Below are 22,170 nucleotides of genomic sequence, written 5' to 3' on the forward strand. Positions count from 1 at the left end.
GCAAGCTCTTGCCGGCAATGGAAGATTCCGGCACATTCTTGGATAATTCGAACATCGAGCGATGCACCGAACGTGACCAGACCCGTTCCGATCTACAGCCTCTACGGCGAGAAGCCGACCGAACACACGGAATTCTGGGCCCATGCCGAGACGATCTACAGCCGCAGCTCGCTGCACAGCTGGGAGATCCGGCCGCACCGGCACGAACGCCTGTTTCAGATTCTGCACATTCGCAGCGGCCGGGGCGAGGCCCTGTTCGGCGGTCGCTGGCACCCCTTCGGCCCCCGCACGGTGATCGTCATGCCGGAGCGGCATGACCACGGCTTTCGCTTCTCCCGTGACGTCGATGGCGCCGTCATCACGCTGGTGGCCAGCCGCTTCTCGGCCGAATTGCAGGACCATGCGGGTCTCGCCGAATGGCTGCGGCAACCGAGCTTGACCGCTCTGCCGGACGAACATCCCGACAGCCGATATCTGCGCGAGACCCTCGACCGCGCCGAACAGGAGATCGTCCAGGGCGGCGCACGCCCGACCGCGCTTGTCGAGCCCTTGCTGCGCATCGCGCTGCTGTTGAGCTTGCGCCTGGCCGGAGCGGAACGCGGCCGGGGCGACACCGACCGGGATGGGGAGCGCCTGGCGGAACTGACCCGGATGATCGGCGAGGACTTCCGGTCCCGCCTGCCGGTCGACCACTATGCCCGGCGCCTCGGCCTGACGGCCACCCACCTCAACCGCATCACGCGTGCACTGGCCGGAAAGCCGGTGAGCCGCCTCGTCGCCGACCGCATCGTGCTGGAGGCCAAGCGCGACCTGGTGTTCAGCGCCCTGTCGATCCAGCAGATCGCCATGCGACTCGGCTTCGAGGACCAGGCCTATTTCAGCCGCTTCTTCGCCCAGCATGCAGGCATGCCGCCGAAGCTCTACCGACAGCGCGAGAAGGCCTTGCTGGAAAGCTAGAGCCCCTGCCCCACAAGCCTTCTGACCATCTTTCAGAGAGAAATTTTACCGTTTGATAAATTTTTTTTCCTGGGTTAGCCTGTTGCCAATCGCTCGATAAAAAAGGGGAACCACGATGCGACGACTGGAACCGGGCCTGAAGGCCGGGCGGCTGGACGCTGCCGATTATTTGAGGAATTTCTCCGATCTGCATCCGCGCCTCGATGACCATGAGGCGCTGGTGGCATCCGATCGCTGCTACTTCTGTCATGACGCGCCGTGCATGACGGCCTGTCCGACCTCGATCGATATCCCGCTGTTCATCCGTCAGATCTCGACCGGCAATCCGATCGGTTCGGCCAAGACCATCTTCGACCAGAACATCCTCGGCGGCATGTGCGCCCGCGTCTGTCCCACCGAAACGCTGTGCGAGGAAGCCTGCGTGCGCAATACGGCGGAAGAGCGCCCGGTCGAGATCGGTCGGCTGCAACGCTATGCGACCGATATCGCCATCGAGCAGGGGCGGCAGTTCTACACGCCGGCGCCAAGCAGCGGACGATCGGTCGGAGTGGTCGGCGCCGGGCCTGCCGGCCTCGCCTGCGCCCACCGGCTCGCCATGCACGGCCACCAGGTCACCATCTACGACCACCGCGAAAAGGCCGGCGGCCTCAACGAATACGGCATCGCCGCCTACAAGACGACCAATGATTTCGCCCAGAGCGAGGTCGACTATATCCTGTCGATCGGCAATATCGACGTGATCAACGGCGGAATGCTCGGCCGCGACTTCACCCTCGCCGACCTGCAGGCCAAGCATGACGCCGTCTTCCTCGGCACCGGCCTTGGCAATGTCAATGCGCTCAACATTCCCGGCGCCGACACCAACGGCATCCTCGACGCCGTCGAGTTCATCGCCAACCTGCGCGAGGCAAAGGACAAGGCGGACGTTCCGGTCGGCCGCGACGTCGTCGTCATCGGCGGCGGCATGACGGCGATCGACGCCGCCGTGCAGGCCAAGCTGCTCGGCGCGGAAAACGTGACGATCTGCTACCGCCGCGGCAAGGAACACATGAACGCTTCCGAGTTCGAGCAGAATCTCGCCGCCTCCAAGGGCGTCCACATCCGCCACTGGCTGCAGCCGAAGGAAGTGGCGCACCACCATGGCCATGTCTCGGCGATCACCCTCGAATATACCCATGTCGAAGACGGCATGATGAAGGGCACCGGCCACAAGACCGAGATCAAGGCCGATCAGATTCTCGTCGCCATCGGCCAGAAGCTCGACCTCATGGGCATCGAGCAGATTCAGCTCCAGGCCGGCAAGATCGCCATCGACGCCGAGGGCCGCACCTCCCTGCCCGGTGTCTGGGCCGGCGGCGACTGCGCCTTTGGCGGCCAGGACCTGACGGTTTCCGCCGTCGCCATGGGCCGCGATGCGGCCGAAAGCATCAACCGTTCTCTCGCCGTTCAAACGGCGGGACTGACCGCCGTCGCGTAAGCGCTCCAGAGAGGACAAGACAATGGCTGATCTTCGCAATAATTTCGTCGGCATCAAGTCGCCCAACCCGTTCTGGCTGGCATCCGCACCGCCGACCGACAAGGCCTACAACGTCGAGCGCGCCTTCAGGGCCGGCTGGGGCGGCGTGGTCTGGAAGACACTGGGCTCGGAAGGCCCGCCGGTGGTCAATGTCAACGGCCCGCGCTACGGCGCGATCTGGGGCGCCGACCGCCGTCTTCTCGGCCTCAACAACATCGAGCTGATCACCGACCGTCCGCTTCAGGTCAATCTGCAGGAGATGAAGCAGGTCAAGATGAACTGGCCGGACCGGGCGCTCGTCGCCTCGATCATGGTGCCGTGCGTCGAGGAAGAGTGGAAGGCGATCCTGCCGCTGGTGGAAGAGACCGGCGCCGACGGCATCGAACTCAATTTCGGCTGTCCGCACGGCATGTCCGAGCGCGGCATGGGCGCCGCCGTCGGCCAGGTGCCGGAATATATCGAAATGGTGGTGCGCTGGTGCAAGCAGTACACCCGCATGCCGGTGATCACCAAGCTGACGCCGAACATCGCCGACATCCGCAAGCCGGCGCGCGCGGCCAAGGCCGGTGGCACCGATGCCGTCTCGCTGATCAATACGATCAACTCGATCGTCTCGGTCGACCTCGACAATTTCGCCCCCAATCCGACGGTCGGCGGCAAGGGCACCCATGGCGGCTATTGCGGCCCGGCGGTCAAGCCGATCGCCCTCAACATGGTGGCCGAGATCGCCCGCGATCCGGAGACCTACGGCCTGCCGATCTCCGGCATCGGCGGCGTGACGACCTGGCGGGACGCCGCCGAGTTCATGGTGCTCGGCGCCGGAAACGTGCAGGTCTGTACGGCGGCCATGACCTATGGCTTCAAGATCGTCGAGGAAATGATCACCGGCCTTTCCGACTGGATGGATGCCAAGGGCCATCGCAATCTCGACGACATCACCGGCCGCGCCGTGCCCAATGTCACCGACTGGAAGTACCTCAACCTCAACTATATCGCCAAGGCGCGGATCGACCAGGACGCCTGCATCAAGTGCGGCCGTTGCCACATCGCCTGCGAGGATACGTCGCACCAGGCAATCACGGCAGAGGTCGACGGCGTGCGGCATTTCGAGGTGATGGAGGACGAATGCGTCGGCTGCAACCTCTGCGTCAATGTCTGTCCGGTCGAGAACTGCATTACCATGGTGGGTCTTGAGCCCGGAACACTCGACCAGCGCACCGGAAGCCCGGTCAGTCCGATCTATGCCAACTGGACGACGCATCCGAACAATCCGACGGCGGTTCAGGCCGCCGAATAGGTCCCCTTCCGTCTCTACTCCTCCTGACCCCCGCATGGGGGTCTTTTTTTTCCCATGCCGCGGCTCGCGTCTAGCGGGCGATAGTCGCAATGTTTCGCGCGCTGATTCAACAAATTTCAAGAGTTTCGTGGAATTGTCACCCTCCGAGGCGGGTGAACCGATGACTGAGAGTTGCTCGACCATGCGAGTGGAGACAGCAGGCATGGCAGGAAATACAGGAAAATACGGATGGAGAGCCCTCGGCGCGGCTCTTCAATACTATTTTCCCGCCGTGATCGTCGTCATCGCCGTCGCGATTGCTGTCGTCTATGCCGATCAGCAGAAACAGCGCCTCTACCAGGAGAACATCCGCAACCGTGTCGCGGAGGAGCTCGGACTGGTGCGCGCACGCCTCGAAGGCGGCATTACCGCCAATATCCAGTTGGTGCAGGGCCTGGTGGCGGTCATCGAGACCGAGCCGGACATCTCGGCCGAACGCTTCGCCACCCTTGGCGTGCGGATCTTCGAAACGAGCCACCAGCTTCGCAACATCGCCGCCGCTCCGGACCTGGTGGTCAAATATGTTTATCCGCTCACCGGCAACCAGCCGCTGATCGGCTTCGACTATCGCCGGAGCGAGGCACAGCGCGCCGCAGCTGAACGGGTCCGGGAAACCGGCAAATATGTCGCGACCGGCCCGGTCGATCTGGTCCAGGGCGGACGGGGCCTGATCGTCCGCTATCCCGTGATCGTGCCCAATGGCCATGGCGGACGCACCTTCTGGGGCCTGATCGCGGCGGTCATCGACATTGACCGGCTCTATGAATATGGCGGCCTGACCTCCAACACCCTCGACATCGATGTGGCGATCGCCACCAAGGCCGAGGACGGAAGCGTCGGCAAGGTCTTTTTCGGCGACGCATCGCTTTTTGCCGCAGCGCCCGTCGCCATGCCGATCAGCTTCGGCAGTGAGAGCTGGGAAATCGTCGCGGCGCCGAAGGGCGGGTGGAACCAGCCGGCGCCGGATCTCTGGGTCTCCCGCATCCTGATGCTTGTGGTCGGCCTGATGATCGTCGCGCCCGTGGCCTGGATCGCCCGGCTGCTGAGCGAACGCCAGGCCAACATCGCCGCCCTTCGCCAGCGCGAGGAAGAACTGCGCGCGCTCTCGCACCGTCTGGAAATCGCCCTCGAAGCCTCGCGCATCGGCGTCTGGGAGCTCGATATCGGCAGCGGCGAGCTCAATTGGGACGCCCGCATGCAAAAGCTCTACGGCGTCGAGGGCGACGGCCACTACACCTATGAGACCTGGCGGGACGCACTTCACCCCGACGATCTTGCCGAAGCCGAGCAGGTCTTTGCCCGCGCCATGGAATCGGGCAAGGACTACGTCACCGAGTTCCGCGTGATGACCGCCGACGGTGAAGTACGCCATGTCCGAGCCTATGGCACGACCTACCGCGATTCTCGCTTCCGCAAGAAGCTGGTCGGCGTCAACTGGAACGTGACGGCCGACATCCGCCTGCAGCAGGAACTGCGCGACGCCAAGCAGCAGGCCGAAATGCAGAACCGCGAACTCGAGCAGGCCCGCCAGCACATGGAGCACAATTCGCTGCATGACGCCCTGACCAACCTGCCGAACCGCCGTTACCTCGATCAATACCTGATGCGGCTCGACGCCGTGAGCGAGACGCAGGCGCCGGCAACCGTGCTGCATATCGACCTCGATCGTTTCAAGGACATCAACGACACGCTCGGTCACGGCGCCGGCGACGCCATCCTGCGGCACGTCGCCATCAAGCTGCGGGAGAACACCCGGGTCGAGGATTTCGTCGCCCGCATCGGTGGCGACGAATTCGTCGTCGTCTGCGCCGATACGCTGACCGATCACGAATTTGGCGAACTTGCCCGGCGCCTGATCGACGCGATCAACACGCCGATCGTCCATTGCGGCCATGAGTGCCGGGTCGGCGCCTCGATCGGCATCGCCACGCGGGAACTATCGGATTTCAAGGCCGAGCAGTTGCTGGTCAATGCCGACATCGCCCTCTACGAGGCCAAGCGCCACGGCAGGAACCGCGTCGAGCGCTATACCGACCGGCTGAAATCGCTGACCATCAATACCAAGAAGACAGCGGACGCGGTCCTCAAATCGCTCGACCAGAACGACTTCATCGCCTATTTCCAGCCGCAATTCGACGCCCATACGCTGGAGATCAACGGCGTCGAGGCGCTCGCCCGCTGGAACCACCCCGAAGAAGGCATCCTCGGTCCGGACAGCTTCCTGAAGATTGCCGAAAGCCTGAACGTCGTCTCGCAGATCGATGCGGCCATCCTCGACCAGGCGCTTCTGCAACGCACCCGCTGGCTGGCCAATGATCTGGCGATCGACAAGGTCTCGGTCAACATTTCCGCCCAGCGCCTGTTCGACGAAAGCCTGCTGCAACGCCTGGACGGGCTCGACCTCGTACCCGGCAGCCTGTCGTTCGAGCTCCTCGAATCCATCTCCTTCGACGACAAGGGTGCCGCCGTCACCAGCAGCATCGAGCGGATCAAGGCCTATGGCATCGACATCGAGATCGACGATTTCGGCACCGGCTATGCCTCTATCCTCAGCCTGCTGAAGCTGTCGCCGCGCCGCCTGAAGATCGACCGCCAGCTGACCGCGCCGATCATCGTCTCCTCCGCCCAGCGCCGGCTGATCAGTTCGATCGTCGACATCGGCCGCTCGCTCGGCATCGAGATCGTCGCCGAGGGCGTCGAGACCATGCACCACGCCGCCATCCTGCGCGACCTCGGCTGCCAGACCCTGCAGGGCTATGCTCTCGCCCGGCCGATGGATGGCAATGCCCTGATCGAATTTGCCCGCGCGCGCACATGGATGCAGCACAGGACCGCCGAGGTCGGCTGAGACACCGCACTGCCCCTACTCTCGCCTTTCCATCTTTGCTGCGGCCATGCTAGGCAGAGCCGATGCCGCAAGCCGGCGCCCACAAAGCCAGCCGAAGCAGCCCGTGACCGAGCAAGCGACCGAAAGATCCCGCCACAACATCCACGCCAAAGGCGGGGAGAAACTGAAGGCCCATCTGGCGGTCCTGCTTTTCTCCCTTCTGGTTTCCGGGTCCTTTTCCCTGGGCGGCATCGCCACCCAGATGGTCGATCCGCTTGCCCTCCAGGCCTTGCGCTATGCGGTCACGGTGGTCTTCATAGCGGCGCTTTGCGCCAAGCTGGGCGTGTCGCTCTCATGGCCGAAGGAGCCCTGGCGGTTTGCCGTGCTCGGCCTGCTGATGGCGGTCTACATGACGACGATGTTCGTCGCGCTGCAGTTCACCAAACCGGTGGCGACCGGCGCGGTCTTCACCCTCATGCCGCTCCTGAGCGCAGTCTTCGCCTGGTTCCTGATGCACCAGCACACCAAGCCCGCCGTCCTTGTCAGCCTGCTGATTGCGGCAACCGGTGCGGTCTGGGTGATCTTTCGTGGCGATCTCGGCGCCCTCCTCGCCTTCGACGTCGGCCGCGGCGAGATGATCTATTTCGTCGGCGTGCTGTGCCATGCAGCCTACGTGCCGCTGCTGAGGCTCTTCAACCGCAAGGAAGCGCCGCTCGCCTTCGTCTTCTGGGCAGCCGTCGCCACCTTCGCCTTCATTCTCGTGCCGGCCGCCCCCCGCCTTGCCGAAGTCGAGCTTTTCAGCCTGCCGCCGATGGTGTGGATCGCGGTAATCTATCTCTCCGTCTTCGCTACGGCGGTCACCTTCTTCCTTCTGCAATATGCCTCGGTGCGCCTGCCGGCGTCCAAGGTGCTCGCATACGGATACCTGACGCCGACCTTCATCATCGTCATCGAGGGCCTGATCGGCCACGGCTGGGCGTCCGGCGCGGTTTTCCTCGGCGCGCTGGTCACCGCCTGCGGCCTGCTGGTTCTGGCATGGCTGCCGGACTGATCAGCCGACCGGCAGCTTTTGTGGAATGAGGCCTCGCACGAACAGGCCCTCAAGATAGCGGGCCGCATCCTCGAAGCGCGTGTCGCTTCGCTCGCCCTCACCCAGCACCGCCCGCACCTGGACGTCGAAATCGGCATAGTGCTGGGTCGTCGACCAGATCGAGAAGATCAGGTGATGGGGATCGCAGTCGCGGACCTTTCCTGCCCGGATCCAGCAACGGATGACCTCGACCTTCTCGTCGACCAGATCTTTCAGCTGCCCCTTCAGCATGTCCTCGATATGCGGCGCGCCCTGCAGGATCTCGTTGGCGAACAGCCGGCTCTCGCGCGGGAAATCGCGCGCCATCTCCAGCTTGCGGCGGATATAGGATCGCACCTCCTCCTCCGGATCCCCTTCCGGATCGAAAGCCTTGAGCGGCTCCAGCCAGTTCTCCAGCACCCGGTCGATCAGCGCCCGGTGCATGCCTTCCTTGGTGCGGAAATAATAGAGCAGGTTCGGCTTCGACATGCCGGCCACCTCGGCGATCTGGTCGATGGTCGAGCCGCGAAAGCCGCGCAGCGAGAAGACGTCGAGTGCCGCTTCGAGGATCACCTCTTCCTTCTCTTCCTGGATGCGGGTTCGCCTTTGTGTCCTCGCCGCCCTCGGTATCGCCATGCGTTCCGTCCCACCCCTCGTCAGCCAAGCCCAAGAGCTTGATCTTTATCAGTTTTATTGATGCACCTTTTTCAGGCAGATGCCCTGAATTTTGTCGTGGTTTTTTCGTCTTTTGCGTCTTGAGTGCCGCGCCGGAAGCTGTAATGTTTACCAGTCGGTCAAATTATCGGACAGGTGCCATCCAAAGGCAACCGGCCATTTTATCCAGCCTAACAAGCAAAAAATCATTCGGCTGGAGACCACGGGGAATAACAGGGCATGCCTCTTGCATGACCCTTCGAAAACAGGTGAGGATGACTGCAATGACGGCTCAAACCGGCGTGAACTTGCGCGTGAACGGCGACCGCCTCTGGGACATGCTGATGGAGATGGCGAAGATCGGCCCCGGCATTGCCGGCGGCAACAATCGCCAGACGCTGACCGACGCCGACGCGCAAGGCCGAAGCCTCTTCCAGACGTGGTGCGAAGAGGCCGGCATGACCATGGGCGTCGACAAGATGGGCACCATGTTCATGACCCGTCCCGGCACCGATCCCGACGCGCTGCCGGTCTATGTCGGCTCCCATCTCGACACCCAGCCGACCGGCGGCAAGTATGACGGCGTGCTCGGCGTTCTGGCCGCGCTGGAAATCGTCCGCTCGATGAACGATCTCGGCATCAAGACGAAGCATCCGATCGTCGTCACCAACTGGGCCAACGAAGAAGGCGCGCGCTTTGCCCCCGCCATGCTCGCCTCCGGCGTCTTTGCCGGCGTGCACTCGCTCGACTATGCCTATGGCCGCCAGGATCCCGACGGCAAGACCTATGGCGACGAGTTGAAGCGTATCGGCTGGCTGGGCGACGAGGAGGTCGGGGCGCGCAAGATGCACGCCTATTACGAATATCACATCGAGCAGGGCCCGATCCTCGAGGCGGAGGAAAAGCAGATCGGCGTCGTTACCCACTGCCAAGGCCTGTGGTGGCTGGAATTCACGCTGATCGGGCGCGAGGCCCATACCGGATCGACGCCGATGAACCTGCGCGTCAATGCCGGTCTTGCCATGGCACGCATCATGGAAATGGTGCAGACGGTTGCCATGGACAACCAGCCGGGAGCTGTCGGCGGGGTCGGCCAGGTAAAATTCTCGCCCAATTCCCGCAACGTGCTGCCGGGCACGGTGATCTTCACCGTCGACATCCGCACGCCGGATCTCGCCAAGCTCAACGCCATGCGCGCCCGCATCGAAAAGGAGGCGGCCGCGATCTGCGAGGCGCTCGGCGTCGGTTGTTCGGTCGAGGCCGTCGGCCATTTCGACCCGGTCACCTTCGACCCCAAGCTGGTGGACACCGTACGCAAGGCGGCAGAACGGCTGGGCTACAGCCACATGAACATCATTTCAGGCGCAGGCCACGACGCCTGCTGGGCCGCCAAGGTGGCGCCTGCCACCATGATCATGTGCCCCTGCGTCGGCGGTCTTTCCCACAACGAGGCCGAGGACATCTCCAAGGACTGGGCCACCGCCGGCGCCGACGTGCTGCTGCAGGCCGTGCTGGAGACGGCGGAGATCGTGGCGTGACAACAATCGCCTGCGGCGCCCCCTCATCCGGCCCTTCGGGCCACCTTCTCCCCGCCGGGGAGAAGAGGGAGCGTGCGGCAACCGCGCCATCTTCACCGACCGGTTCGGCGACGCCACTATTTGGTTTAGAGGTATGGAGCGGACGGCGTTGGCGTGACCTCTTCTCCCCAACGGGGAGAAGGTGGCGCGTAGCGCCGGATGAGGAGGGCTCCCACATGGCAGGCGACCAACAGGACATCACCAAGCGGCGCCCCGGCAAGACGGATCAGGCGCGCGCACTGAGGCAGAACGAAACGGAGGCCGAATTTCGCCTCTGGAGTGATCTTCGCAACCGGCAACTGAACGGCCACAGATTTTCCCGACAAGTTCCCCTCGGTGCCTATGTCGCGGATTTCGTCTGCCGGGAACGGCGCCTGATCGTCGAACTCGACGGCAGCCAGCATGCCGAAAGCATGGCGGACGAGGTTCGCACGCGCTGGCTGAACGACCACGGCTATTCGGTTCTGCGCTCCTGGAACGACGAGGTGCTGAAGGAACGACGTGCGGTTCTGGAGACCATTCTGGCGGTTTTGGAGGGTCGGATCTTCGCACGTTGCGAAACGCTGCGCTTTTCACCGGCGGATCGAGGGGAGCGTTGATCGTCATGCTCTCACGGCCCGCGCTTCGCGCCCCCTCATCCGGCCCTTCGGGCCACCTTCTCCCCGCTGGGGAGAAGAGGGAGTATGCGGCTTCAGCGTCGTTTCCAACGACCGTTGCGACTACGGAACTCCTGGGCCTCTACAAAGGGCACGCGCAACGCCGGCGTGACCTCTTCTCCCCTGCGGGGAGAAGGTGGCGCGTAGCGCCGGATGAGGGGGCGCCGGAGGCGAGCGACCCCTCTCTACGCATCGAAATCATCACAATAGCGCACACGACATGGGGTGAAACGACATGAGCACAGTCATCAAGGGCGGAACCATCGTCACCGCCGATCTCACCTACAGGGCGGACGTCAGGATCGAGGGCGGCGTGATCGTCGAGATCGGGCCGGACCTTTCGGGCGACACCGTCCTCGACGCCGCCGGCTGTTATGTCATGCCCGGCGGCATCGATCCGCATGTGCATCTCGAAATGCCGTTCATGGGCACCTATTCCGCCGATGACTTCGAGAGCGGCACGCGCGCCGGCCTTGCCGGCGGCACCACCATGGTGGTCGACTTCTGTCTGCCGGCGCCCGACCAGTCGCTGCTCGACGCCCTCCAGATGTGGCACAACAAGACCAGCCGCGCCAATGCCGACTATTCCTTCCACATGGCGATCACCGGCTGGAACGAGCGCGTCTTCGACGAGATGAAGATCATCGTCGAGGATAAGGGCATCAACACCTTCAAGCACTTCATGGCCTACAAGGGCGCGCTGATGGTGAACGACGACGAGATGTTCGCCTCCTTCCAGCGCTGCGCCGAACTGGGCGCCCTGCCGCTCGTCCATGCCGAGAACGGCGACGTGGTGGCGGCGATGACGGCCAAGCTTTTGGCCGAAGGCAATAACGGCCCCGAGGCGCATGCCTATTCGCGGCCCGCCGAAGTCGAAGGCGAAGCGACCAACCGCGCCATCATGCTGGCCGACATGGCGGGCGTACCGCTCTATGTCGTGCACACGTCGTGCGAACAGGCCCATGAAGCGATCCGCCGGGCCCGCCAGAAAGGCATGCGCGTCTATGGCGAACCGCTGATCCAGCACCTGACGCTCGACGAGAGCGAATACTTCAACAAGGACTGGGACCACGCCGCACGCCGCGTCATGAGCCCGCCCTTCCGCAACAAGCAGCACCAGGACTCACTCTGGGCCGGCCTGCAGTCGGGCTCGCTCTCCTGCGTCGCCACCGACCACTGCGCCTTCACCACAGAGCAGAAGCGTTTCGGCGTCGGCAACTTCGCCAGGATCCCGAACGGCACCGGCGGGCTCGAAGACCGCATGCCGATGCTGTGGACCTATGGGGTGGCGACCGGCCGCCTGACGATGAACGAATTCGTCGCCGTTACCTCGACCAACATCGCCAAGATCCTCAACATCTATCCGAAGAAGGGAGCGGTCCTCGTCGGCGCCGATGCCGACCTGGTGGTCTGGGACCCGAAGCGCTCCAAGACCATCTCGGCCAAGAGCCAGCAGTCGGCGATCGACTACAACGTCTTCGAGGGCAAGCAGGTGACCGGCCTGCCGCGCTTCACGCTGTCGCGCGGCAAGGTGGTGATCGAGGAAGCGACGGTGAAGACGCAGGAAGGCCACGGCCAGTTCGTCAAGCGCGAACCGTTCACCGCCGTCAACAAGGCGCTTTCCACCTGGAAGGAACTGGTCGCGCCGCGCAAGGTCGAACGCAGCGGTATTCCGGCGACGGGGGTGTGACGGTAGAGATGGCCGCAGTGCTTGAAGCCACCCCCCTCTGCCCTGCCGGGCATCTCCCCCTCAAGGGGGGAGATCGGATGGGGCTGGCCGCTCGGCTAGGACAGACTGTACAGAGCAACATCTCCCCACTGGAACGTCACGTTCCGGCAGAACATTCGCGTGGTCCGATCTCCCCCCTTGAGGGGGAGATGTCCGGCAGGACAGAGGGGGGTAAAGCGCCCACAGCCGAAACCCTCTTCTCCCCGCCAGGGAGAAGGCAAGCCTCAAACCTCCACCAGCGCGTCCAGCTCCGGCAAGAGCACGACGCTCTCCTGCTCGTTGGGATCTGTCCGCGCGATCAGCGCCGTGCAGGGTGCGTTGGAGAGGTTGGCCGGCAGGTGTGGCACGCCGGCCGGGATGTACATCAGTTCGCCGGCATGCAGGATCACGTGGTTCTCCAGCCGGTCGCCGTACCAGGTATGCGCCTGGCCCGACAGGCAGTAGATCGCCGTCTCGTGGTTCTCGTGCAGATGGGCCTTGGCCCTCGCGCCCGGCGGCATGGTCAGAAGGTGCATGCAGATGCCCTTCGAGCCGACCGTTTCGGCCGAAATGCCGGCGAAATAGCTCAGGCCCTGCTTGCCGTCATAGGTGCTTCCGGGCCGAACGATCCGGCAGGTGGGTTTGAATGAGGTATCCATGCTGGCACTCCTCCGTGAGCTCAGAAATTCCCGCAAAGTCCGATAGGCCGGCCCGTGCCCGCCATGTATTGATAGTGTGCAAGAGGCTTGGCGCCTTTGCAAGAAAGCCCATAGGTTTCCATCGATGACCGCTCCCTTTTCCGTCGTGTCCGCCAAGGACCTCTGTCTCACCTTCCAGACGGGAGACGGGCCGGTCCACGCGCTGTCCAATGTCGATCTCGAGGTGAAGAAGGGCGACTTCGTCTCCTTCATCGGCCCCTCCGGCTGCGGCAAGACCACCTTCCTGCGCGTTATTGCCGATCTCGAGAAACACACCTCGGGTACGATCACCGTCAATGGCATGACGCCGGAGAACGCCCGCAAGGACCGCTCCTACGGCTATGTCTTCCAGGCCGCCGCGCTCTATCCCTGGCGCACGATCGAGAAGAACATCGCCCTGCCGCTCGAGATCATGGGCTTTTCCAAGGAGGAGCAGAAGAAGCGGGTTGAGCAGACACTGGAGCTGGTAAATCTCACCGGCTTCGGCAAGAAATTCCCCTGGCAGTTGTCGGGCGGCATGCAGCAGCGCGCCTCGATCGCCCGCGCGCTCGCCTTCGACGCCGACCTTCTGCTGATGGACGAACCCTTCGGCGCGCTCGACGAGATCGTCCGCGACCATCTCAATTCCGAGCTGCTGAAGCTCTGGGACCGCACCGACAAGACGATCTGCTTCGTCACCCATTCGATCCCCGAGGCCGTCTATCTCTCGACCAAGATCGTCGTCATGAGCCCCCGCCCCGGCCGCGTCACCGACATCATCGAATCGACCCTACCCAGGGAGCGGCCGCTGGAAATCCGTGAAACGCCGGAGTTTCTGGCGATCGCCCACCGCGTCCGCGAGGGTTTGAAGGCGGGGCATAGCTATGAGGAATAGGGTTTCGTTGAATGGAAAGACCCCTCGCCAACCCCGGCTACAAAGAACCCCTCCCCAACCCCTCCCCACAAGGGGGAGGGGCTTCATCGCCCACCTCCCGCACTTCGATCGGGGCAAGGCGCTGCCGCGGATCTTCTCCCCCCTTGTGGGGGAGATGGCCGGCAGGCCAGAGGGGGTTGGCAATCCGGAACAACCTCTCTCGATGGAGTGTCCTATGCCGCATTCCAACATCGACCCGAAAACCAGAAAGCGCGCCAGAACGCTCCGAAGCGAACTGACCAGGGCCGAGCGAGAAATGTGGGATCTCTTGCGAGATCTGAGACCCCGTGGCGCTCGGTTCCGCCGAGAAACACCCATCGGGCCATACATCGCCGACTTTGCCTGGCTGTCCGCCCGCGTGATCGTCGAAGTCGATGGCGACAGTCATGAGACGGAGCAAGGCCGCGCCCATGATAAGCGCCGGGACGACTTCCTTCGCAAGCAAGGCTTCACGGTTCTTCGATTCGACAATGATCAGGTCATCGACAACCCCGACTATGTCGCCATCAATCTCGAGCAGAGCCTGGAGGCGTTTCTGACTTCGCTAGGGGATCGCCCATGACCTCCCCCTCCCTCCTGCGCGACCGCATCCTGCCGATCCTCACCGTCGTTTTCGCCATTCTCATCGTCTGGCACGTCTTCGTCGTCTACCTCAACGCGCCCTTCGTGCGCGACCAGGCGGCCAGGGCGGGCGAAGAGATCACCTTTTCCCAGGTGGTCGAGCGCACCTTCGCCCAGGAGCGGCCGGTGCTGCCCGCCCCGCACCAGATCTTCGCCGAACTCTGGGATACCACGGTCAACAAGGCAGTGACATCCAAGCGAAGCCTCGTCTACCACGCCTGGATTACCCTTTCGACGACCCTGCTCGGCTTCGTCATCGGTACCGTGCTCGGCATCCTGCTGGCCGTCGGCATCGTTCACAACCGGGCCATGGACCGTTCCTTGATGCCGTGGGTGATTGCCAGCCAGACCATTCCGATCCTCGCCATCGCGCCGATGGTCATCGTCGTTTTGAACTCGGTCGGCATATCGGGAATCCTGCCCAAGGCGCTGATCTCAACCTACCTGTCCTTCTTCCCGATCGTCGTCGGCATGGTGAAGGGCTTGAGAAGCCCCGACACCATCCTTCTCGACCTGATGCACACCTATCATGCGAGCCCGTCGCAGACCTTCTGGAAGCTGCGCTGGCCGGCCTCGATGCCCTATCTCTTCACCTCGCTGAAGGTGGCGATCGCCATCTCGCTGTTGGGCGCCATCGTCGCCGAACTGCCGACCGGGGCGGTCGCGGGTCTTGGTGCCCGGCTGCTGTCCGGCTCCTATTACGGCCAGACCATCCAGATCTGGGCGGCGCTGTTCATGGCCGCCGGCCTCGCCGCCGTCCTCGTTACGCTGGTGGGCATCGCCCATTCCCGCGTACTCGCTCGCATGGGGGTCAAGCCATGAACGGCTATCTCGTCTTCGCCCTCGTCTTCTGGCTGTCCGCCTGGGGCCTCAACGAATGGCTGGTGCGCCGGACCTTCAAGGACCGCACGGTGCGCCGTGTCGTCAACACCGCCGTGCCGCTGATCTTCGGTATAACCCTGCTGGTCATCTGGGAATGCCTGGTCCATGGCTTCGACATTCCCTCCATCCTCTTGCCCGCGCCGTCGATGATCTGGGCCCGCCTGACCAGTTCGGTGCCCACCCTCTGGGCCGATTTCCAGCAGACCTTCCTCAAATCGGTGCTGACCGGCTATGCGCTCGGCTGCGGCCTCGGCTTTGCCGTGGCGATCCTCGTCGACCGCTCCCCCTTCCTGCAGAAGGGCCTGCTTCCGATCGGCAATTTCGTCTCGGCCCTGCCGATGGTCGGCGTCGCGCCGATCATGGTCATGTGGTTCGGCTTCGACTGGCAGTCCAAGGTCGCCGTGGTCGTGATCATGACCTTCTTCCCCATGCTGGTGAACACCGTGCAGGGGTTGTCGGCGGCGAGCCACATGGAGCGCGACCTGATGCGCACCTATGCGGCCTCCTGGTGGCAGACGCTGGTGAAGCTGCGCCTGCCGGCCGCCTGGCCATTCATCTTCAACGCGCTCAAGATCAATTCCACGCTGGCTCTGATCGGCGCCATCGTGGCAGAGTTCTTCGGCACCCCGATCGTCGGCATGGGGTTCCGGATTTCCACGGAAGTGGGGCGCAGCAATGTCGATATGGTCTGGGCCGAGATCGCGGTTGCCGCGCTCGCCGGCTCGATCTTCTACGGATTGGTGGCACTTGCAGAACGCTGGGTCACCTTCTGGCATCCGTCTGTCCGTGGTGGACAGGCGTAAACAAGAAAGAGGGAACAGAAAATGACATTGAAACTCGCATCCCTGCTATTGGCAGGCGCCGTCTCGCTGACGGCCATGCAGGCGGCCGCTGCCGAAAAGGTGACGCTGCAACTGAAGTGGGTCACCCAGGCTCAGTTCGCCGGCTACTACGTCGCCAAGGACAAGGGCTTCTACGAGGAAGAAGGTCTGGACGTCGAAATCAAGCCGGGCGGCCCGGACATTGCGCCCCCGCAGGTTCTCGCCGGCGGCGGTGCAGACGTGATCGTCGACTGGATGCCGTCCGCGCTCGCCACCCGCGAGAAGGGCGTGCCGCTCGTCAACATCGCCCAGCCGTTCAAGGCCTCGGGCATGATGCTGACCTGCCTCAAGGAAACCGGCATCACCAAGCCGGAAGACTTCAAGGGCAAGACGCTCGGCGTCTGGTTCTTTGGCAACGAATATCCGTTCCTGTCCTGGATGGCCCATCTCGGCATCAAGACCGACGGCGGCGCCGACGGCGTGACCGTGCTGAAGCAGGGCTTCAACGTCGACCCGCTGCTGCAGAAGCAGGCGGCCTGCATCTCGACCATGACCTACAACGAATACTGGCAGGTCATCGATGCCGGCATCAAGGCCGAGGACCTCGTGACCTTCAAGTACGAGGACGAAGGCGTGGCCACGCTCGAGGACGGCCTTTACGTGCTCGAAGATTCGCTGAAGGACGCCGCCTTCAAGGACAAGATGGTCAAGTTCGTCCGCGCCTCGATGAAGGGCTGGAAGTGGGCCGAGGAGAACCCGGATGACGCCGCCGAAATCGTTCTCGAAAACGATGCTTCCGGCGCGCAGACGGAAGTCCATCAGAAGCGCATGATGGGCGAAGTCGCCAAGCTGACCGCCGGTTCCAACGGCGCGCTCGACATGGCCGACTATGAGCGCACGGTCAAGACCCTGCTCGGCGGCGGTTCCGACCCGGTCATCACCAAGGAGCCGGTCGGCGCCTACACGCTCGACATCACCAATGAAGCTCTGAAGTAACAGGCAGCCTCATCCCAGACGAAGGCGCGCGGAACTCGTTCCGGGCGCCTTCTGCATTTCAACAGAGGATACGCATCGGCAACAGACGGCAACAATCGCAGTTCGGTGCGAGCATTGTTTTGCCACATGGGCAATCAGGATCGACACGCTCCGGAGTTTTCGCCGGACACTTGCAACGCGCGGCCGCGATACCAACTAAAGTTTCATCGCCATGGCGGGTAGAATTGTCGCGCCGCCGCAAAAAAGCTATACCGCATGGCTGAGCGAGTGCTGGTCTGAAGCGTCGCGATCTACGTAATTACATTGGTTGTCGAAAAATCCGTCCAAAACCTCGGAAGGGACACATGGTTCGCATTACGAACGTCACTGCCGGACTGCTTGTTCTGTCTGTCGCGCTTTCTCCGTTTGCCGCAGCTGCCGAGGATGCGCCCGCGAACCCGCCGAAGCAGACACTGCCTTCCATCGTCGTCACCGAAGCCACCAGCCGCACCCTGATCGACCGCATCGTGGCCACGGGAACCATCAAGGCGGTGGAGGAAATCTACGTGCAGCCGCAGGTCGAGGGCCTGTCGATCCGCTCCCTCGAAGTCGATGTCGGAGACCGCGTTGCTGCTGACGCAGTGGTCGCGCGGCTGAACGACGACACCCTGCTGCTGCAGAAGAGCCAGCTCGTGGCGACCAAGGCCAAGGCCGAAGCTTCGCTCGCCCAGTACAAGGTGCAACTCGGCGACGCCAAGTCCGGAGCCGCCGAAGCCGAGCGCCAATACAAGCGCGCGCTGACCCTCGGCAAGTCGGGAACGCTGTCCCAGTCCTCGATCGACCAGGCCGAAACGGCTGCGACCAGCGCCATTGCCAAGGTGGACAGCACGGTGCAGGCGATCGCCATTGCCGAGGCCGACATCAAGGTGGTCGAGAGCCAGCTGGCCGACATCGACCTGAAGCTCGCGCGCACCGACGTGAAATCCCCGGTCGCTGGCCTGATCGCGGCGCGCAATGCCAAGGTCGGGGCAATTGCCAGCGGCGCCGGGCAGCCGATGTTCACCGTCATCCGTGACGGCGAGATCGAACTCGTGGCCGACATATCGGAAACGGACATTCTCAGGATGCGTGTCGGCCAGAAGGCCAGCGTCAAGGTCGCCGGCGGCGCCGCGACGCTCGACGGGTCCGTCCGTCTGATCTCGCCGGTGATCGACCCGCAGACGCGCCTCGGCGCGGTCCACATCGCCATAGACGACGACCAGGGCGCGCGCGCCGGCATGTATGCGAGCGCCGAGATCATCATCTCGGAAGCCCAGGGAGTCGCCCTGCCGCTGTCGGCGGTCACCACCGACAAACATGGCACGACGACGCGCCTGGTCGCGGACAACGTGGTCAAGCAGGTGAAGATTTCGACCGGCATCCAGGATGGCGCCTTCATCGAAATCAAGGACGGGTTGAAACAGGGCGATGTCGTGGTCGCCAAGGCCGGCGCCTTCGTCCGCGACGGCGACCGGATCAATCCGGTCCGCGACGTAACCTCGGCAGAGTCGAACTGAGCAGGAGCGCGCCGTGAATTTTTCCGCCTGGTCCATTCGCAATCCGATTGCACCGATCCTCGGCTTCTTCCTGCTGATGGTCGTGGGCGTGCAGTCGTTCCTGGCGCTGCCGATCACCCGCTTCCCGAACATCGACGTCCCGCTGGTCGCCATCACGGTGCGCCAGAGCGGCTCATCCCCGGCCGAGCTGGAGATGCAGGTGACCAAGGAGATCGAGGACGCCGTCGCCAGCATTACCGGCGTCGACGAACTGTCCTCGACCGTCACCGACGGCCAGTCACAGACCGTGGTGATGTTCCGCATGGAAATCCCGACGGAACAGGCCGTTCAGGACGTCAAGGATGCCATCGACGGCATTCGCGGCGATCTGCCGGCCTCCGTCGAGGAGCCGATCGTCGCCAAGGTGGATGTCGAGGGTCAGGCGATCCAGACCTTTGCCGTCTCCTCGCCCAACATGTCGCTGGAGGAACTCTCCTGGTTCGTCGACGACACCGTCAAGCGCGCGCTGCAGGGCCAGCCCGGCATCGGCCGCATCGACCGCTACGGCGGCGCCGACCGGGAAATCCGCGTCGAGCTCGACCCCGACCGGTTGAACGCCTTCGGCATTACCGCCGCCGACGTCAACGGGCAGTTGCGCGGTACGAACATCGATCTCGGTTCGGGACGCGGCCAGGTGGCCGGTGCAGAACAGGCGATCCGCACACTCGGCGATGCGCGCAATGTTGCAGACCTCGCCAATACGACGATTGCGCTCTCGGGTGGCCGTTTCGTCAAGCTGTCCGACCTCGGCACCATCCAGGACACCTATGAGGAACAGAAGTCGTTCTCCCGCTATAACGGCGAACCGGTCGTCACCTTCGCCGTTTTCCGGGCCAAGGGCGCCAGCGAGGTCTCGGTGGCCGAGACCGTCGAGAAGAGTCTCGGCGAAGTGCGGGCCGAGAACCCGAACGTCGGCATCGAACTGATCAACGACTCCGTCTACTTCACCTACGGCAATTACGAAGCCGCCATGCACACGCTGCTGGAAGGCGCGATCCTTGCCGTCATCGTCGTCTTCCTGTTCCTGCGCAACTGGCGCGCCACGCTGATCTCCGCCGTAGCCCTCCCCTTGTCCGCGATCCCGACCTTCTGGATCATGGACATGATGGGCTTTTCGCTCAATCTCGTCAGCTTCCTGGCGCTGACGCTGGCGACCGGTATCCTGGTCGACGATGCGATTGTCGAGATCGAGAACATCGCGCGCCACATCAAGATGGGCAAGACGCCCTATAGGGCTGCCATCGAGGCGGCGGACGAGATCGGCCTTGCCGTCATCGCCACCACCTTCACCATCATCGCCGTCTTTGTGCCGGTGTCGTTCATGCCCGGCATTCCCGGTCAGTACTTCATCCAGTTCGGCCTGACGGTTGCCTTCTCGGTGTTCTTCTCGCTGATGGTGGCGCGCCTCATCACCCCGCTGATGGCCGCCTATCTGATGCGCGCCGAGGACGCGATGGACGACCATCACGACAATGACAGCGCCTTCATGAAGGGCTATACGCGGCTGGTGCGCACCACCACGACGCACTGGTATGCCCGCTATGCCACGCTGATCGGCGCCTTTGCCTTTCTCGTCGTGTCGATGATGCTGCTGGCGCAGGTCCCCGGCAGCTTCCTGCCGCCGGAAGACGCCGGTCGCGTCACCCTTTCGGTGGAATTGCCGCCGAATGCGACGCTTGCCGAGACCGAGCGCAAGACCGACGAGATCTATGCAGCGGTCAAGGATCTCGACGGCGTGGAGAGCACGTTCATTCTCGGCGGCGCCTCGCCGAAGGGCGACATGGAACTGCGCCGCGCCAGCGTCACGCTGAATCTGATCAAGATCGAGCATTCGCTGCTGAAGACCATCGTCAACAAGGGCATTGGCGGCCTTCCGCTGATCGGCGAATATCTGCCGAAGCTTCCGGTCGAAGGCCGCACCCGTCCGCAATGGGACATCGAGCGCGAGGTCTTCGAAAAGCTGCGGCCGATCGCCGATATCCGCGTGCTGAAGCTCAACGACCGCGGCGAACGCGACCTCGCCTTCAACTTCCTGTCGAAGAACGAGGAAGAACTGAATGATGCCGTGGGCCTGCTGGAAGCCAAGCTCCGCACCGTGCCGTCGCTCGGCAATGTCAGCGCGGAAGGTGCCCTGCCCCGTCCTGAATTGCAGATCCGTCCGCGCAAGGACGAGGCTGCCCGACTCGGCATCACGCCGAGCCAGATCGCCGAAACCGTCCGCGTTGCCACCATCGGCGACATCGACGCGGCCCTGCCGAAGATATCGCTCGACAACCGCCTGATCCCGATCCGGGTCCAGGCCGCGCTCGACCTTAGAACCGATCTGGCCGCCATCAGGGCTTTGAAGATACAGACGGCCACCGGCGCCACCGTGCCGCTCGCCAGCGTCGCCGACATCGACTATTCGGAGGGCGTGTCGTCGATCAAGCGCAACAACCGCAACCGCGTCGTCACCATCGGCGCCGACCTGCCGCAGGGCGTTGCGCTCGACACCGCGTCGGCGGCCTTCCGTCAGGCCGTCGAGGAGGCCGATATTCCGGCGAGCGTGCGCCTCGCCGAAAGCGGCGACACCAAGGTACAGAACGAAATGCAGGAGAGCTTCCTAAACGCCATGCTGCTCGGTCTGCTGCTCGTGCTGACTGTGCTGATCCTGCTGTTCAAGGACGTGATCCAGCCTTTCACCATCCTGCTCTCGCTGCCGCTCGCCATCGGCGGGGTTGCCGCGGCCCTGATCATCACCGGCAATGCACTCTCCATGCCCGTGCTGATCGGCATTCTGATGCTGATGGGCATCGTCACCAAGAACGCCATCCTGCTGGTCGACTTTGCCATCGAGATGCGCCATCAGGGCCTCGCCCGTATCGAGGCCATGGTAGAAGCGGGCCGCAAGCGCGCCCGTCCGATCATCATGACCTCGATCGCCATGTCGGCGGGCATGCTGCCCTCGGCGCTCGGCGTCGGTGAAGGCGGCTCGTTCCGTGCGCCGATGGCGATCGCCGTCATCGGCGGCATCATCGTCTCGACGGTGATGAGCCTGCTCGTCGTGCCCGCCTTCTTCCTCATCATGGATGACCTGTCGCGACTGCTCGCCTGGCTGTTCAGCCGGATGGTCGGCAAGAAGGAGGAGGAACCGGAGGCCCTCTCCCCCGAGGCGCTCACCGAGCGGACGGAGAAGAACGCCGCAACGCTCTCGACCATGGAGGAACGCCTCACCGCCGTGGAAAGGCGCCTGCCGGAGCCGCAGCGCAAGGGTGGCGAGGGCGCCAAGCTGATCTCCCTGCCGCCGCTTGCCGCGGAATGATCGCAGACACATAAGGAGAGCCGGGCACGCATCCGGCTTTCCATGTATAATTCCGGCAATTTTC

General features: G+C 63.5%; 17 protein-coding genes. 15 read left to right on the forward strand and 2 right to left on the reverse strand.

What is annotated here, in order from left to right; all coding sequences use genetic code 11:
- Nucleotides 1-72: 72 nt before the first annotated feature.
- The 5 genes from RHIZ70P_RS06275 to RHIZ70P_RS06295 all read left to right on the forward strand — a co-directional run bounded on the left by RHIZ70P_RS06275 (nucleotide 73) and on the right by RHIZ70P_RS06295 (nucleotide 7,687).
- Entirely contained in the window at nucleotides 73-957 is an 885-nt protein-coding gene (locus RHIZ70P_RS06275; protein WP_115669551.1) for a helix-turn-helix domain-containing protein, read from the forward strand.
- 115 nt (nucleotides 958-1,072) lie between these two features.
- Complete coding sequence (locus RHIZ70P_RS06280; RefSeq protein ID WP_115669552.1) at nucleotides 1,073-2,434, forward strand: NAD(P)-dependent oxidoreductase; 1,362 nt, start codon at nucleotides 1,073-1,075, stop codon at nucleotides 2,432-2,434.
- A gap of 22 nt (nucleotides 2,435-2,456) precedes the next feature.
- Nucleotides 2,457-3,770: an NAD-dependent dihydropyrimidine dehydrogenase subunit PreA gene (gene preA, locus RHIZ70P_RS06285; protein ID WP_115669553.1), complete on the forward strand. Its 1,314-nt coding sequence runs from the start codon at nucleotides 2,457-2,459 to the stop codon at nucleotides 3,768-3,770.
- Between the two features lie 202 nt (nucleotides 3,771-3,972).
- Entirely contained in the window at nucleotides 3,973-6,657 is a 2,685-nt protein-coding gene (locus tag RHIZ70P_RS06290) for an EAL domain-containing protein (protein WP_115669554.1), read from the forward strand.
- Nucleotides 6,658-6,760: 103 nt separating this feature from the next.
- A complete protein-coding gene (locus tag RHIZ70P_RS06295; protein WP_235842163.1) occupies nucleotides 6,761-7,687 on the forward strand; it encodes a DMT family transporter in 927 nt (308 codons plus the stop codon).
- Here RHIZ70P_RS06295 and RHIZ70P_RS06300 read toward each other — a convergent pair whose 3' ends face one another.
- A complete protein-coding gene (locus RHIZ70P_RS06300) occupies nucleotides 7,688-8,341 on the reverse strand; it encodes a TetR family transcriptional regulator C-terminal domain-containing protein (protein ID WP_115669556.1) in 654 nt (217 codons plus the stop codon).
- Nucleotides 8,342-8,643: 302 nt separating this feature from the next.
- On the opposite strand from RHIZ70P_RS06300, the gene RHIZ70P_RS06305 reads away from it, so the two are divergent.
- The 3 genes from RHIZ70P_RS06305 (at nucleotide 8,644) to hydA (ending at nucleotide 12,282) form a co-directional block, all read left to right on the forward strand.
- Nucleotides 8,644-9,897, forward strand: coding sequence for a Zn-dependent hydrolase (locus RHIZ70P_RS06305; protein ID WP_115669557.1), 1,254 nt, complete (start codon nucleotides 8,644-8,646; stop codon nucleotides 9,895-9,897).
- A 215-nt stretch (nucleotides 9,898-10,112) separates the two neighbouring features.
- On the forward strand, nucleotides 10,113-10,535 hold the full coding sequence (locus tag RHIZ70P_RS06310) for an endonuclease domain-containing protein (RefSeq protein WP_419178277.1): 423 nt from the start codon (nucleotides 10,113-10,115) through the stop codon (nucleotides 10,533-10,535).
- Nucleotides 10,536-10,827: 292 nt separating this feature from the next.
- Nucleotides 10,828-12,282, forward strand: coding sequence for a dihydropyrimidinase (gene hydA, locus RHIZ70P_RS06315; RefSeq protein WP_115669559.1), 1,455 nt, complete (start codon nucleotides 10,828-10,830; stop codon nucleotides 12,280-12,282).
- 263 nt (nucleotides 12,283-12,545) lie between these two features.
- On the opposite strand, the gene RHIZ70P_RS06325 is transcribed toward hydA, so the two are convergent.
- Nucleotides 12,546-12,959 carry a cupin domain-containing protein gene (locus RHIZ70P_RS06325; RefSeq protein ID WP_115669560.1) on the reverse strand — a complete coding sequence of 138 codons (414 nt, stop codon included), beginning with the start codon at nucleotides 12,957-12,959 and terminating at the stop codon, nucleotides 12,546-12,548.
- Between the two features lie 124 nt (nucleotides 12,960-13,083).
- Between RHIZ70P_RS06325 and RHIZ70P_RS06330 the strand changes: the two genes are divergently transcribed.
- The 7 genes from RHIZ70P_RS06330 (at nucleotide 13,084) to RHIZ70P_RS06360 (ending at nucleotide 22,106) form a co-directional block, all read left to right on the forward strand.
- A complete protein-coding gene (locus RHIZ70P_RS06330; RefSeq protein ID WP_028736383.1) occupies nucleotides 13,084-13,872 on the forward strand; it encodes an ABC transporter ATP-binding protein in 789 nt (262 codons plus the stop codon).
- 214 nt (nucleotides 13,873-14,086) lie between these two features.
- Complete coding sequence (locus tag RHIZ70P_RS06335; protein WP_115669561.1) at nucleotides 14,087-14,473, forward strand: endonuclease domain-containing protein; 387 nt, start codon at nucleotides 14,087-14,089, stop codon at nucleotides 14,471-14,473.
- Entirely contained in the window at nucleotides 14,470-15,354 is an 885-nt protein-coding gene (locus RHIZ70P_RS06340; RefSeq protein WP_115669562.1) for an ABC transporter permease, read from the forward strand. The genes RHIZ70P_RS06335 and RHIZ70P_RS06340 overlap by 4 nt, the downstream gene beginning before the upstream one ends.
- Nucleotides 15,351-16,217 carry an ABC transporter permease gene (locus RHIZ70P_RS06345; protein WP_115669563.1) on the forward strand — a complete coding sequence of 289 codons (867 nt, stop codon included), beginning with the start codon at nucleotides 15,351-15,353 and terminating at the stop codon, nucleotides 16,215-16,217. Before RHIZ70P_RS06340 ends, RHIZ70P_RS06345 begins: the two co-directional genes overlap by 4 nt.
- Nucleotides 16,218-16,238: 21 nt before the next feature.
- Entirely contained in the window at nucleotides 16,239-17,231 is a 993-nt protein-coding gene (locus RHIZ70P_RS06350) for an ABC transporter substrate-binding protein (RefSeq protein WP_115669564.1), read from the forward strand.
- Between the two features lie 344 nt (nucleotides 17,232-17,575).
- Complete coding sequence (locus RHIZ70P_RS06355; RefSeq protein ID WP_115669565.1) at nucleotides 17,576-18,766, forward strand: efflux RND transporter periplasmic adaptor subunit; 1,191 nt, start codon at nucleotides 17,576-17,578, stop codon at nucleotides 18,764-18,766.
- Nucleotides 18,767-18,779: 13 nt separating this feature from the next.
- Nucleotides 18,780-22,106, forward strand: a complete 3,327-nt coding sequence (locus RHIZ70P_RS06360; RefSeq protein ID WP_115669566.1) for an efflux RND transporter permease subunit — start codon at nucleotides 18,780-18,782, stop codon at nucleotides 22,104-22,106.
- Nucleotides 22,107-22,170 lie beyond the last annotated feature (64 nt).

This window comes from Paenirhizobium selenitireducens ATCC BAA-1503 (assembly GCF_900492185.1).
GTDB classification, from domain to species: domain Bacteria; phylum Pseudomonadota; class Alphaproteobacteria; order Rhizobiales; family Rhizobiaceae; genus Allorhizobium; species Allorhizobium selenitireducens_A.